The 15544-nt window shown below is 40.9% G+C and carries 10 protein-coding genes; all 10 read left to right on the top strand.

Annotated elements, in window-relative coordinates; translation table 11 throughout:
• Window positions 1–4 precede the first annotated feature (4 nt).
• The 10 genes from pilV (ACE38W_RS09945) (at window position 5) to ACE38W_RS09900 (ending at window position 15532) form a co-directional block, all read left to right on the top strand.
• Window positions 5–2143, top strand: coding sequence for a shufflon system plasmid conjugative transfer pilus tip adhesin PilV (gene pilV / locus ACE38W_RS09945; RefSeq protein ID WP_375830507.1), 2139 nt, complete (start codon window positions 5–7; stop codon window positions 2141–2143).
• Window positions 2144–2361: 218 nt separating this feature from the next.
• Window positions 2362–4494 (top strand): shufflon system plasmid conjugative transfer pilus tip adhesin PilV, encoded by a 2133-nt coding sequence (gene pilV, locus ACE38W_RS09940; RefSeq protein ID WP_375830506.1) that lies wholly within the window; start codon window positions 2362–2364, stop codon window positions 4492–4494.
• 216 nt (window positions 4495–4710) lie between these two features.
• Window positions 4711–7242 (top strand): tail fiber domain-containing protein, encoded by a 2532-nt coding sequence (locus ACE38W_RS09935; protein ID WP_375830504.1) that lies wholly within the window; start codon window positions 4711–4713, stop codon window positions 7240–7242.
• A gap of 191 nt (window positions 7243–7433) precedes the next feature.
• Window positions 7434–10109, top strand: a complete 2676-nt coding sequence (locus tag ACE38W_RS09930; protein ID WP_375830503.1) for a tail fiber domain-containing protein — start codon at window positions 7434–7436, stop codon at window positions 10107–10109.
• A 215-nt stretch (window positions 10110–10324) separates the two neighbouring features.
• Complete coding sequence (locus ACE38W_RS09925) at window positions 10325–12445, top strand: tail fiber domain-containing protein (protein WP_375830500.1); 2121 nt, start codon at window positions 10325–10327, stop codon at window positions 12443–12445.
• A gap of 111 nt (window positions 12446–12556) precedes the next feature.
• On the top strand, window positions 12557–12859 hold the full coding sequence (locus ACE38W_RS09920) for a hypothetical protein (protein ID WP_375830499.1): 303 nt from the start codon (window positions 12557–12559) through the stop codon (window positions 12857–12859).
• Between the two features lie 19 nt (window positions 12860–12878).
• Window positions 12879–13175 (top strand): hypothetical protein, encoded by a 297-nt coding sequence (locus ACE38W_RS09915; RefSeq protein WP_375830498.1) that lies wholly within the window; start codon window positions 12879–12881, stop codon window positions 13173–13175.
• 14 nt (window positions 13176–13189) lie between these two features.
• Window positions 13190–13912 carry a hypothetical protein gene (locus tag ACE38W_RS09910; RefSeq protein ID WP_375830496.1) on the top strand — a complete coding sequence of 241 codons (723 nt, stop codon included), beginning with the start codon at window positions 13190–13192 and terminating at the stop codon, window positions 13910–13912.
• Window positions 13913–13916: 4 nt separating this feature from the next.
• Window positions 13917–14546 carry a hypothetical protein gene (locus tag ACE38W_RS09905; protein ID WP_375830495.1) on the top strand — a complete coding sequence of 210 codons (630 nt, stop codon included), beginning with the start codon at window positions 13917–13919 and terminating at the stop codon, window positions 14544–14546.
• Window positions 14547–14623: 77 nt separating this feature from the next.
• Window positions 14624–15532 (top strand): FecR family protein, encoded by a 909-nt coding sequence (locus tag ACE38W_RS09900; protein WP_375830494.1) that lies wholly within the window; start codon window positions 14624–14626, stop codon window positions 15530–15532.
• The last annotated feature ends 12 nt before the right edge of the window (window positions 15533–15544 follow it).

Raw genomic sequence — 15544 nt, 5'->3', positions numbered from 1 at the left:
TACCATGAAAGTTATCCTTCTGAGTGCCCTCGCACTCCTGTTAACCATCGCTACCCACGGCCAGAAAGTCTATCAAATCCGCGCTGATAGCGTCCGCATTTATAACGTCTGCGACACAGCAGAACTTATTCTTGAAAACAGAACACAAAATGTAAAAGGCTTCTTATTCAACAAAGGCGCAGGCCGAACTGAATTCCAGAAGTTAAAGCTTCAGGCATTAGGTACTTCACGTATCACCATCGTTGGACAAGATACCTTAGACCTTAGCAGCCTCCCTGGTATTGGATCCGGTGTTGACACCATTTACGCCAGTGGCAATGCAATGCAGTATGTAAAACAGGGAAAGGTATATACGTTTAATGCACCACCTCCATTTCTATTTGTTCCCATAGATGGCACCAACCCTATTTATGATTATAAATATGCAACCCTTACTGGGTTCACTGCTTATAAGTCGCCGGATATGCCAGTAACCTCTGATCAGGCCCAATCACACCTTCCGGGAAGTACTTCCTATTACGTAGGACATGCCCTAAGGTATGGTGACTATGGCTATCAGATGGCCGTTAACTGGGATGGAGAAACCAAAGGCCCTGAAGGCGCTTTTATAAGAGTTAAAGATGATACCAATACCAGCTGGGGTACATGGAGAGAATTGCTATTTAAAGATTATGGAGATAATAAGTATGCCTCTAAAGCCAATCTGGCTACTGCTGGTGCTGCACCGATAGCATGGGGGAATATCGTGAACCCGCCAACAGAGCAGGATAACCTGACCACCGTACTCACCAGAGGTAACGTAAGTGCAAAAGCAATGGCGGTACATCAGGTATATGGTGCAGGTGCTCCTACTATATCTCTTGCTGTGGGTGACTATGATTCCGGAATCAATGCAGAATCAGATGGTGTTTTAACCTTAAGATCAAATGGACTTGAAATTGCACGCTGGGCTTATAATACTTTTAGCCTGACAGCTCCATTGTCCGTAAATCAGATCAAATTAGGCGCCAACGTTACCTTATCTCCTGATTCTACCAATGCTGTTTTTAGCGTTAAAAATGTTAATGGTAATCTTACAATGGGCACCAGAAACCCAAGCTACGCACACTTTACAACCAACACAGGTCGTTTTTATTTTGGTTCAGAAGTGCATGTAGAAAAGTACTTACACATTTATAATACAGCCGGAGTTTTTGATGGTTATCATTTGGATTTAACTGCTGGCGATTCTTCCGCTATACGTTTTTGGAGCGGGTCCAATACCTTTTCAATTGGTATGTCAAGTACCCCTGGTTCAGGAGTACCTAACGTGACACCTCTGGGAGACAATGACTATAATATGTATTTCCGAATGCATGGATATAACAGAGGATTTGTATTTATTCCTGGTAGTGATGTGCCACGTGTTCAAATAGATAATTCAGGCCTTACCACCAATGAATGGCTACGCGTACGCGGGAAATGTGGCCTGTTTTTCCAGGATTATGGAGGTGGCTGGCATATGTCTGATACTACCTGGATCAGAGCCTATAACAATAAGAGCGTATACCTGGGTTATGGCATCACCCGCACAGATGGTACCTTACAAGTAGGTATAAATGGACAGACATTGAGTGTTCAAGATGGCGGTACTGCTACCCTTTTTGGTAATACGATCTATCATGCAGGGAATCTTTTGTTCTCTTCCATTTCCACTCCAAATTACCTCGTGCAACGCGATGCTAGTGGAAACGTTTATGCAAACGGCTTCTATCAATCATCTAAAGCAAGTCTGAAAAAGAATATCGATGATTTTTCTGAAGCTGCATTGCCTTTGATCAATCAGGTAAAGATTAAGCAGTTTGTTTATAAAGATGATAAAGATGAGAATACTCGTATAGGCATTATCGCTGATAGTACAGATTGGCATTTTTCTACAAAGGCCCATGATAAGTTTGATACCAATAGTTCATTGGCCATCACCATGAAAGCAGTACAGGAACTAAGCGCGCAAAATCAACAAATGAACAAACAAAACCAACAAATAAGTAAACAAAACGAAGAACTGCAAGCGCAAAACAACGAACTGAAAAATGAGAATAATCTGCTTAAAAAGCAGATGGAGGATATCATGCGTCGACTTGAAAAGTTAGAGCATAAATAATCCGGCAACGGAAAATAATTTAAAAGAATGACCTGTAATGTCAAATTACAGGTCATTCTTTTTTTAAACTATCTAAGCATTTTTTAAAAGAAATATTTTAATCAAATCATGTTGGCCATAATCTCTTAATGTGTAAATAATTTGCCTATTTTTATCTTTGCATCTCAAGAAGAGAAAGCCCTATAACTATTATAAATAAATATCCTATTATCTATACCATGAGAGTAGTTTTTCTGAGTGTCGTAGCACTCTTGTTAACCGTCGCCAGCTATGGCCAGAAAGTCTATCAAATCCGTGCTGACAGCGTTCGTATCTATAACGTCTGCGATACCGCAGAACTCATTCTTGAAAACAGAACACAAAATGTAAAAGGATTCCTTTATAACAAAGGCGCTGGACGAACTGAATTCCAGAAGCTAAAGCTTCAGGCACTAGGTACTTCACGCATTGCCATCGTTGGACAAGATACATTAGACCTTAGTAGCCTGCCTGGTATTGGGTCTGGCATAGATACTATTTATGCAAATGCCAATTTAATTCAGTACATTAAACAAGGGAAGATTTATGAAGTCAACATTCGTGCACCATTTATATATGTGACCGACGGTGCTAATAATCCTTTTAGCGATTACAAAGACGCCACCGTTACAGGGTTTGCGGCTTATAGTTCTCCAGACATGCCGCCAACATCGGATCAGGCACAAGTGCATCCGGTAGGTAGCACATTATATTATATTGGCCATGCAGCACGATTTGGTAACTATGGCTATCAGATGGCTGTCAACTGGGATGGCGAAACCTATGGCCCGCAAGGAGCATTCCTAAGAGTAAAAGATGATACTAACCTCGCTGGCTGGGGCCAATGGAGAGAATTATTATTTAAAGATTACGGAGATAGTAAATATGCTTCTAAAGCGAGTTTAGCTACTCCAGGTCAGGCACAAATAGCTTGGGGAAATATCCTGAATGTACCTTCTCTGACAGAACAGGATAACCTGGAGTCTGTACTAACTCGTGGAAACAGAAGCCTCAAGCAAATGGGCGTACACCAGATTTATAGCGAAGGGGTACCTACAATCTCTCTTGCCTTAGGTGACTATGATTCCGGTATTAATTCTGAAGCAGATGGTTTCTTAACCTTAAGATCAAATGGCCTTGAAGTAGCGCGTTGGGCGTATAATATGTTTAGTCTGTCAGTGCCTTTGTCTGTCAATAAAATTAATCTGGGTAGTAATATTACCCTAAGCCCAGATCCAAACAATGTATATCTGAATGTCAATAACGCCAACGGCTACTTGACTTTAGGCTGTGGTAATACGCAATATGCTCATTTTAATACCAACACAGGTCGGTTCTATTTTGGTGCAGAAATGCATGTGGAGAAATTACTCCATATCTATAATACCAATGGTGTCTTCGATGGTTTTCATTTAGATCTTAATGCTGGCGATGGTTCTGCTATCCGGTTTTGGAATGGCTCTCCTCAGTATTCGATAGGAATGTCTTCTGTTGCTGGATCAGGACGTGCTAACGTCAGCAATGAACCTAGCGATTTCAATATGTATTTCCAAATGAATGAAGGAAACCGGGGATTTATTTTTATTCCAGGAAATAATCTTGCACAAGTTCAAATTGATAACTCTGGACTCACTGTCAAAGATTGGGTAAGGGTTAGAGGTGAAAATGGAATATTCTTCCAGGACCATGGTGGTGGATGGCATATGACTGATGACACCTGGATCAGAGCATACAATAATAAAAGCGTTTATATGGGATTTGCAATAACCCGGACAGATGGAACGTTGCAGGTTGGACCAGATGGTTCAACAATGAATGTTCCTACCGGTGGAACGCCTACCATCCTCGGTAATACTATATTCCATGCTGGTAATCTCCTCTATTCCATGACGTCTTCTCCCAACTATCTCGTACAACGCGACGCTAGCGGCAACGTATTTGCAAATGGATTCTATCAATCATCCAAAGCCAGTCTGAAAAAGAATATCGTTGACTTCTCTGAATCGGCACTGCCTTTGATCAATCAGGTAAAGATTAAGCAGTTTGTTTATAAAGATGATAAAGATGAACATATTCATACCGGCATTATGGCTGATAGCACCGACTGGCACTTCTCAACCAAAGCCCATGATAAATTTGATACCAACAGTTCTTTAGCTATTACTATGAAAGCAGTGCAAGAATTAAGCGCCCAAAACCAGCAAATGAATAAACAAAATCAGATATTACAAGCGCAGAATAATGAACTGAAGAATGAAAATAATGTACTGAAAAAACAAATGGAAGATGTATTAAGCCGACTCGAAAAGTTAGAACAAAAAAAATCTCAATAAAAGCATAAAATCTTAGAATGGCCTGCAATATTGAATTGCAGGCCATTTTGCTTTTTAGTGAAATATAAGATTTTCATCTACCCGATATTGACCCCCAATCGAATTTTATAGCCAAGTACATAATTGGTGTGTTGGAATTTTAGTTATTTTTACACCTGCATTTCAATATGTGAGAACCCTTTAACTACGGTAAATTAATATCCTATCATCTATACCATGAAAGTAATCATTCTGAGTGTTGTAGCACTCCTGTTAACCGTTGTCACCTATGGACAAAAAGTCTATCAAATCCGTGCCGACAGCGTTCGAATTTATAACGTCTGTGATACCGCAGAACTCATTCTTGAAAACAGAACACAAAATGTAAAAGGCTTCTTATTCAATAAAGGCGCCGGTCGTACTGAATTTCAGAAATTGAAATTACAAGCACTGGGTACCTCAAGAATTGCCATCCTTGGGCAGGATACATTGGATCTTAGCAGCTTGCCTGGTATCGGTTCTGGTGTTGATACCATTTACACTTTCACTGATTCTGTGAAGTATATCAAACAAGGAAAAGTTTATGCTTTTAAAGCACCTGCCCCATTTTTGTATGTGCCATGGGGGAATGAAAATCCATTTGCCGACTACAAAGATTCTACCTTAACGGGCTTCTCGGCTTATGCCTCTCCTGATATGCCTGCACTTTCTGATCAGGCACAAATAAACCAATCCGCTGGAAATAGATACTATGTAGGACATGCACTCAGATGGGGAGCCTATGGTTATCAAATGGCTGTCAACTGGGATGGAGAAACTTATGGACCCAAAGGTGCGTTCATAAGAATAAAAGATGATACCAAACCTAGCTGGGGCCAATGGAGAGAATTACTCTTCAAAGATTATGCAGATAGTAAATATGCTTTGCTCAGCAACTCTTATACAAAAACTGATCTTGCAACCCCTGGCGCTGCACAGTTGGCATGGGGCAATATCATCAACGTACCTACTTTCGCAGAGCAAGATAACCTGGAATCCATCCTCACGCGTGGAAACAGAAGTTTAAAACCAATAGGTGTTCACCAAGTTTTCAGTGAAGGTCCCCCTACTATATCATTAGCGGTTGGTGATTATGATTCTGGTATCAATGCTGTTAATGACGGTACCACAACGCTCGTATCCAATGGATTTGAAGTTGCCCGATGGACATATAACCTGTTTAATGTAAAAGGAAATTTAACTGTGAACGATAATCCTGTCTGGCATCGTGGAAATGATAATTTATTATTGAGAGACAGAGGCGTGATCACGGAGGCAAACATAGATAATGTGGGAGGAACCAACGGTACATATAGAGTGGAAGCAAATGGATTTTCCTATAACCTGTTGAATTTTTCAAATTCTGGCAGTACGGGTACCTTTCAGCTATTGGCCAACTTTACGGGCAGCCTTCAATATCGGAATAAAACAGATGAAGGTGTTTGGAACGGTTGGAAAAGTATCTGGACAGATAAAAATGATGGTATCAACTCCGGCTTAGATGCTGACCTGCTGCGTGGAAAGGCAAGCTCCCCGGGAGCTGTGGCCAGTACCATCGCTGAGCGTGATGCAAATGGTTATCTATTCGCTCAATATTTTAATACTTCTGCACCTACTGAAACAGCCAGCCAGCCAGTAAAACTATTCGGTAGTTATGATACCTATATCAGGCCATACGATGCCAATACTGTTAGGAACTTCCTTGGAATGCCAGCAACAGGAGAAACCCTGCAATCTGTAACTGATCGTGGTAGCGCAACTTCTAAAACTATCACCACAGGTGGAATTAATTTCAATGGTAATTATGGAAAATTTGATGGTGTTCATTTAGATTTTCATGATGGAGATAATGGAAATATTCGTTTTTGGGATGGTAATGATGGATACTCCATCGGCATGAAGAGTACTGCCAGTTCAGGGTTTCCAAACGTAAGTACTGGCGCGGATAATGATTTCAATATGTACTTCCAGATGAAATGGAATAACAGAGGTTTTGTGTTTATCCCTGGAAATGATCAGCCACAGGTTCAGATTGATAATACTGGACTCACAGTCAAAGATTGGATAAGAGTAAGAGGCCAGGCTGGTTTATTTTTCCAAGATTATGGCGGTGGTTGGAATATGATCGATAATACCTGGGTGAGAGTGTATAACAATAAAAGCGTCTATTTAGGCTACGGATTAACCCGTACAGATGGATCATTACAGGTAGGGGAGAGTGGAGGTACGTTGAATGTCCCTGCCGGTGGTACACCTACCATCTATGGTAATACTATATTCCATGCAGGTAATCTGCTGTACTCCATGACATCCACTCCAAACTACCTCGTACAACGAGATGCTAGCGGAAACGTATATGCGAATGGGTTCTATCAATCTTCAAAAGCTAGTCTGAAAAAGAATATCGTTGATTTTTCTGAATCAGCCCTGCCATTGATTAACCAGGTTAAGATTAAACAGTTTGTTTATAAAGATGATAAGGAGGGACATGTTCATACAGGTATTATCGCGGATAGTACTGACTGGCACTTCTCTACCAAAGCCCATGATAAGTTTGATACCAACAGTTCTTTAGCTATTACCATGAAAGCCGTCCAAGAGCTGAGTGTACAAAACCAGGAGTTGAAGTCTCAGAATAATGACCTGAAAAGCGAAAATGATCAACTTAAAAAACAAATGACTGATATCATCAGGAGAATGGAAGAACTAGAAAAGAAAATAACAAAATAGCAATACATTAAGATCTATGAAAAGGCCTGCAATTAAAGATTGCAGGCCTTCTTTTTTATAGCTGAAGATGTATAAAGCCAATTAAGAAGCTGCATGTATGATTAAAATATCTCTTAATTTTTCTATCATTGCAATCATCTTTGATAAGATTTACCTATGTGTGAATAAATAACGATCCTATTATCTATACTATGAGAGTAACTATTCTGAGTGTTGTAGCACTCCTGTTAACCGTTGTTTCCTATGGACAGAAAGTCTATCAAATCCGCGCCGATAGCGTCCGTATCTATAACATATGCGATACCGCAGAGCTGATTCTGGAAAACAGAACTCAAAATGTAAAAGGCTTTCTTTATAATAAAGGTGCTGGCCGTACTGAATTCCAAAAATTAAAATTACAAGCACTTGGTACATCGAGGATTGCCATCGTAGGACAAGATACTTTGGATCTGAGTACCTTGCCTGGCATAGGTGCTGGTGTTGATACCATATATGCCAGTGGTAATTTGGTACAATTTACTAAACAAGGAAAAGTATACTCATTCCGCGTACTGTCTCCATTCCTTGAAGTACCTGTAGGCGCAAATAATCCAATAACTGATTATTATGGAGCAACATTAACAGGCTTCTCTGCCTATAATTCTCCTGATATGCCGCCAACTTCGGACCAGGCACAGCCTCATACGCCAGGAGGTAAGCAATACTATGTGGGCCATGCATTGAGATATGGTGGGATTGGCTATCAGATGGCCGTTAACTGGGACAGCGAAACTTATGGCCCTCAGGGGGCATTTCTTAGAACAAAAGATGATACTAATCCTGCCGGCTGGGGACAATGGAGAGAACTATTGTTCAAAGACTATGCGGATAATAAGTATGCCCTGTTAAGCAATACCTATACTAAATCAAACCTTGCTACTTCGGGAGAGGCGCAAATTGCCTGGGGAAACATTCTGAATGTTCCTAGTGAACAGGATAACCTTACCTCTGTTCTTACCCGTGGAAATACCAGCGCTAAAACCATGGCGGTTCACCAGGTTTTTACAACAGGAGTACCAACCGTTTCACTGGCTGTTGGGGACTATGCTTCCGGGATTAATACAGAAGCTGAAGGTGTTCTAACGTTAAGATCTAAAGGCTTGGAAATTGCACGTTGGAGCAATAGCATGTTTAACGTGATAGTACCTCTGAAAGTGAGTGGCAATGATGTCTGGCATACTGGTAATGATAAAGACCTGTTACGAAACAGAGGTACCATCTCTATAAATGACCTGGATAATGTAGGAGGGATTAACGGCACCTATCGCGTAAATGCGCCAGGATATTCTATGAATTTGCTCAGTTTTAGCAATTTAGGTAGTACCGGAACTTTCCAGCTGCTGGCAAGTTATACTGGAATCCTCCAATTCAGAGATAAAGTAGATGAAAATACATGGAATGCCTGGAAAACCATTTGGACAGACAAGAACGACGGCATCAACTCAGGTTTGGATGCGGACCTCTTACGCGGAAAAATCAGCTCACCGGATGCAGTGGCCAACACTGTTGCAGAACGAAATTCAAATGGAAATATATTCGCACAGTACTTCAACACAGTCGCTCCAATTGAAACAGCAAATGCTCCTGTTAAACTATTCGGTAGTAATGATAATTACATCAGAGCCTATGATGCTAATGCCATCAAAAATTTCCTGAATTTGCCCACTGCCGGCGAAACGCTGCAATCGGTGTCCAGCCGCGGTAATACCACTACGAGCGTGATTACTACGCCAGGCGTGCAGTTAGGAACAGGATTTAATATCAATACCGATCCAACAAACGTATACCTGAATATCAATAATGGCTTTGGATCTATGTCTATTGGCGCGCCTAATGCAGTTTATGCTCATTTCAGAACTACGCTTCCCAATTTTTATTTCGATAAAGGCGTGTACGTGAATGGTGCTATGCATATCTACAATACCAATGGCCAATTTGATGGTTCCCATTTAGATCTTCAGGCGGGTGATGCCTCTGCTATCAGGTTTTGGAATGGATCCCCGCAATATGCGATATCTATGACCACTACAACGGGATCTGGCCGTGCCAACGTAAGTGCAGCAGATAATGATTTTAACATGTATTTCAGAATGAAGGAAGGAAACAGAGGTTTTGTGTTTATTCCTGGTAATGATGTAGCCCAGGTGCAGATTGATAATACGGGTCTTACTGTCAAAGACTGGTTGAGAGTAAGAGGCCAATCAGGTTTATATTTCCAGGATTTCGGTGGTGGGTGGCAAATGACCGATAATACCTGGGTAAGGGTATATGGTGATAAAAGTGTTTATCAAGCTAACGGAAAGTGGCGTACGGATGGAATCCTGCAGGTAGGCTCGGAAGGTGCTACCATGAATGTACCTACTGGTGGAACACCTACTATATATGGTAACACTATCTATCATGCCGGCAACCTGTTATTTTCTACAGTCTCCACTGCTAACTATCTCGTACAACGTGATGCCAGCGGAAACGTATATGCGAACGGGTTCTATCAATCCTCCAAAGCTAGTCTGAAAAAGAATATTGTTGATTTTTCTGAATCGGCCCTGCCATTGATTAACCAGGTTAAGATTAAACAGTTTGTTTATAAAGATGATAAGGAAGAACATGTTCATACTGGTATTATCGCTGATAGCACCGATTGGCACTTCTCTACTAAAGCTCATGATAAATTCGATACCAACAGTTCCTTAGCCATTACCATGAAAGCAGTGCAGGAGCTAAGCTCACAAAACCAGGAATTGAAGAGCGAGAATGAATTGCTGAAAAAACAGATGATGGAATTGATGAAGAAAATGGAAGAACTAGAAAAGAAAATGTCTAAATAATAATTCCCTACATAAAAAAAGTTCTGCGGATTTATACTGCAGAACTTTTTTTATGTGGATAATCTTGGGGCCCATGCGGTTTTTGCCCTTTTTTTGCACTCCAATGATTTCCTTACATTTTAGAAGATAAGCCTAGTCTCTACTATTTTTTTTATCATTGCTACAATTATTAACATCCCTATTAATCAATGTAAATCCTATATCTCAACTATACCATGAAAAAAGTTATCTTGAGCGTACTCGCTTTTTTGTTAACCACCGTTGCCTTTGGTCAGAAAGTATACCAGATCCGTGCTGATAGCGTACGTATTTATAACGTTTGCGACACCGCAGAACTTATACTTGAGAACAAAACGCAACAAGTAAAAGGCTTTCTTTTCAATAGAGGATATGGCCGTACTGAATTCCAAAAACTCAAACTCCAGGCAATTGGAAATTCTCGTATTGCTATCACTGGACAAGATACATTAGATCTTAGCATACTACCAGGTATTGGCGGCTCAAATATAAGCGCTGGTAGTGGTTTGATTAAAGTTGGTGATAGCCTGTATTTCGGCGGAAATTTGACACGAGATACAAAAATTGATGCCAAAGGACAATCATTCCTTATTACTAATGGCAATGGAAAGGATACCTCTTATGCAGTATTCGGAAACCCAAAAAACGCATTAGGAATACCTTGGCCCATTTATAACCAGAATGGTAATCTATTTGCCTCTAAAACAGGAAATGGCCTTAATGGATATACTAGTATAATATCCCAAACGCCAACTTCTATAAGACTTACAGCATTTGAGCCTGCTACTATGGAGGATGGAGGATCTTACATTAATGTGAACCAGAATAATATGGACCTTCAAGGATTAACCAACCTACAACTGACGGGAGGATCAGCGGGACTCATCTTCAACCCTTATGGATTTGAAATGACAGGAAATTATGGTCGTTCGGTTTTTAAATTTACTTCTGACAATACAAATTCAGTGGCATTCTTCCATGAACCAGCATATTCAGGACCAATAAAGGCGTATTATCACTTATTTGGTCCATCTAGTGCCGTGCCGCAGGATATGGAGGTGATGGTATTCAGAAACCTTAAAGAAAGTCTTACCAAAACCGCATTATTCAGATTAGAAAGCAATGGCAACAATGCTATTGGTACAACCCATCATATTCTGTCTTTAGGCTTGTCTAATCCGGGAATAACAAACCCACGTTATCCAATAGGAACAAGTGCAAATATTACCATTCAAACTTCGCAAATTGGAAATATTACATCATATTCAGGCCTTGATACTTTACCCACTAATTTAATCTTACAACCTTTTGCTGGTAATATTGGAATAGGAGATACTTTAGCCAATTATACATTAGATGTAAATGGAACCATTCGCGCTACTAACGCATCGCAAGGTTTTTTGGCTGCCGCTAAATCAGCCTCCACCGGAGATGCCGGTCTTAGTATTAACAGGTCTGGTAGCACTTCCCAAATACATGCAGGTAGCTGGAATAATACCGACTATAGCACTAAAGCGCCGCTGGAATTAGACGCCAATCAGGTTAATATCACAGGTGATCTTAACGTCGTTGGTAAGACGACCTTTAATGAAGTTCTCACATTTAATAAACCTATCAGTACTGGTAATAGGCTCATCGACTTACAGCAAGGCTACGGTATTTATAGTGATAATCAAGACGGAATAGATGGCAACCTCCAAACAAATAGAATTTGGTTTGAAGCACCCAATTCTGGTAGTATGGTATTTGGCCCTCGCAGAGGCGTTGACTATCTGGCCAATATCAGACTCAAAACAAATCAACTCCGCCTGGATGGCGTCAATGGAAAATGGGCTAATATGCTTTCTATAGGTACTAATGCTACCGGAGATATCATGAATACAAGTGGGTCATTTATACAAAACCAAACCACAGCTGCACAAAATGCCAGCTTCACCATAAGCGGAACCGCCACTGCTACCGGTTTCTATCAATCCTCAAAAGCCAGCCTGAAAAAAGATATCGCCGACTTTAATGAATCCGGTTTGTCTTTATTGGGACAAGTGAAAATTAAACAGTTTATCTATAAAAGTGATGCAGAGAATTACCTTCATTTTGGTATCATAGCTGATAGCACAGACTGGCACTTTGCTGGCAAGAATCATGATAGGTTTGATACCAATAACTCCCTGGCAATTACCATGAAAGCAGTGCAGGAGTTGACAGTAATAAAAGATAAACAAGAGATAGAAATCACTACCCTTAAAAGTGAAAATGAAGTACTTAAACAGCAATTGGCCGAAATTTTAAAACGCGTACAAGCGCTGGAAAAGCAATAGCATCATAAACCTTATACTTTTGGCAGATGTATGTTTTTTGACATGCATCTGCCTTTTTTTATCTTTAAGAAGATATGCACAATTGTGTACTCTAAATAATGTTCACTTTTCATGAAGAGAAAAAGTAAACCAACAAAAGAGAAAATCTGGATGGAGCTACTGATTAATGTAATGGATAATCCACAAGTTCCTGTTTCATCTCCATTTGCAGAGAATGGGCTTATTGAATCAATATTCTTTTATTATGAAAATAAGAAAGATTTAGTTCAAGGTATCATTTGGTGTTCTGTCACGCATCAAGCAATTCATGTTGGAAAATTACCCGCCAACTCTATGGTACATGAAGTTCATTCTGATTATGATACAATAAAGAAGCGCATACCACCATTGCAAATCGTGATGATGGTTAATTGATTTATATACGTCTTGTAAAATGCAATACCTTACCCTTTCTGCTAACTACATGTCCTTTCTCAAAGATGACTTCGAGCCTGATTTTAACATCGCAGATCTTCAGCTTCCAGGACCCTTACTTGAGCACCTTGAAAACTGGTGGAACACATACCGGGAAATAATCCCGCTATCTCATCCTGAAAGAGAAGATAAGCTCACACTGATTAATAATTTAGTTGATGAAGGCATCCACTTAGCGAAAGAATTACAGACTTACCTTGATGATGTGAAAATTAAATACTTTAGTGAAGGGTTATTGACATATTTACCAATCTAAATCCACCATTTTACATGAAATATCTTCCTATAATATTCCTGCTATGTTGTACTGCCTGTGCTGAGCAGCAACAGAAACAACAGCTAACTACGGCTGTGGATTCTATTGCAAAAGCGCCTGTTGCTGAAGCAACTGCACCTGTTGAAACAACTGCCGGTGATGACGAAACCGCCATCGCAGCGGAGGAGCTAAGCAACTACGTCATAAACACCTATCACTACGACTCCACCTTCGGTACACGAATAGAAGCCAAAGTAAATACAAGGTTTCCTGTTCAAAATGGTAGCAAAACTGCTGTGACTACTTTTGTAATTCCGGATCATAAATTTCGCATTGAAAGCATCGCCGCCGCCAGAGGTGGTTCCGGCCAAACAGCCTTCTACTATGATGATAAGCCGCTGAACTCCAAAGATGAAAACGGCCAGCCTATCACCAATGCCTGGCTGAATTTCAAAGACGCGCCCTTTGTCATCTCCTATAAAATCAACAATAAAGAATATTACTACGTAGAAGGAACCGCTATCGAGGCAGCACTCTCCTCCTTCTCCAAAATCGTTTATGCATTTATCTTTGATATCTCTACTAATACCGTATATGGTATCTCTACACTGAACGAATCCGGCGATTGCTTTATCAAGGCGGAAGACGGCCACCTGGCAGCATTACGCACCATGCCATTAAACGGTATGGGTGATAAAGACAGCCTAAGTATCAATAAAATCAGTCTTAATTATTAATCTGATGAAATACCTTCTTCCCTATCTCCTATCCCTGGCTCTTTGCCCAGCTATCGCTCACGCACAAACGAAAGGAAAATCGCCCTTTAAAACACAAATAAGTAATTATACCATCATTCCCACGCAGGCTGCTAAAGTAGAAGTCGGCGACGGTACCTACGCTTTTATGGAAAGCACCTCTGCCAAAATCGGCTACTACAGTATCACAGAGCTGGATGTAATCGATAAGAAAGCAAAGCCGGTTATGCTCAAAAACCTCAAAGCGGCCACCGATACCAAACCCATACTCCTCTATAACGGCAAACAAGTAACCTTGCCAAAGGCTATCAATGACTGCGCTATATTACTACCTACGGAACTAACTTCGTTTAGCCTTGGTAGTGATAAATACCTCCTCCTGGAGCTGGACCTGGTATCACTAAGCAGTAACAATGGTTGCGAATATCTCCTGCTCAAGCTGGACGCCAAAGATAACCTGCTGAATACCTCCGACTTCCAGACGGCCCAGCCGCTCACCCAGGTAGATCTCGGCGATCTCGATGGTGATGGTATCCTGGACTTTCAAATCAAAGCCACCGGCAAGGCGCCACACGCCATCTACCGCAGCACGGACAACAAAAAACTAAAAGGCTGATCACCCGGATATTACCAAATTGTTAACTCCAACGTCCTCCTTAGTCCCTCTTCTTTTTTGAAGCGTACTCTCTATGTATGCAAATCAATCGCGACATATTAGAACGGTATTTCCAGGGCAACTGCTCCGAACAGGAACAGCTACTCGTAGAAACCTACCTGCAGCAAGCCGAAACGCCCACGCTGGATAATATGCTCCATGACACCTATCAAGCGGCCAATAAACCTAAAACACGCATACACAAGCTATGGTACGGCGTTGCCGCCGCTGTTGCCACCGGTATTATACTACTGGCAGGATTCTATAAACATGAACCCTCCAAACAGATGGCTCAAAAAATTGATACCATCTTTAATAATACCAACAACGTACAAATCTATAACCTCCCCGATGGCTCACAGGTATGGCTAAACGCTCATAGCATGCTGGGCTATAGAGAAGATTATAATACGAATGGCCGAAACCTCTGGCTCCAGGGAGTGGCATTGTTTAAGGTAGTGAGTAATCCCAAACAGCCTTTCAATGTTCATACCAGACACCTAACTACCACCGTGCTGGGAACTACCTTCCAGATCTCCACCGATAACCGCGCTGATGGCGGTATCCAGGTTAGTCTCATCGAAGGAAAAGTATCCGTAACTGGTAATAACGGCTATACGAAAATTCTGGAACCAGGAGAAATGCTTACCAGCAAAGAGGATACACCTCCTGCCATGGCGCATTTCGATAGTAATGAAGTGCTAGACTGGAAAAACAACAAAATCATTTTTAATAAAACCACGTTGGCAGACGTGTTGACAAGATTGCAACAACGTGAAGGCCTAAAAATTGTACTGCAAGACAAACAACTGGCAAACAAAAAGATATCAGGTGAATTTAGTGCCAGAACTCCCGTGAAGGATGTGCTCAACTCACTGGCTTATGTACATAACTTATCCTGTACGCGTGTAAACGACAGCACATTCCTGGTTACCGGAAAAAAATAAACTAATCAATTC

The organism is Chitinophaga sp. Hz27 (assembly GCF_042263525.1).
Classification (GTDB): Bacteria; Bacteroidota; Bacteroidia; order Chitinophagales; family Chitinophagaceae; genus Chitinophaga.
This window is presented reverse-complemented; position numbering and strand designations above follow the sequence as displayed.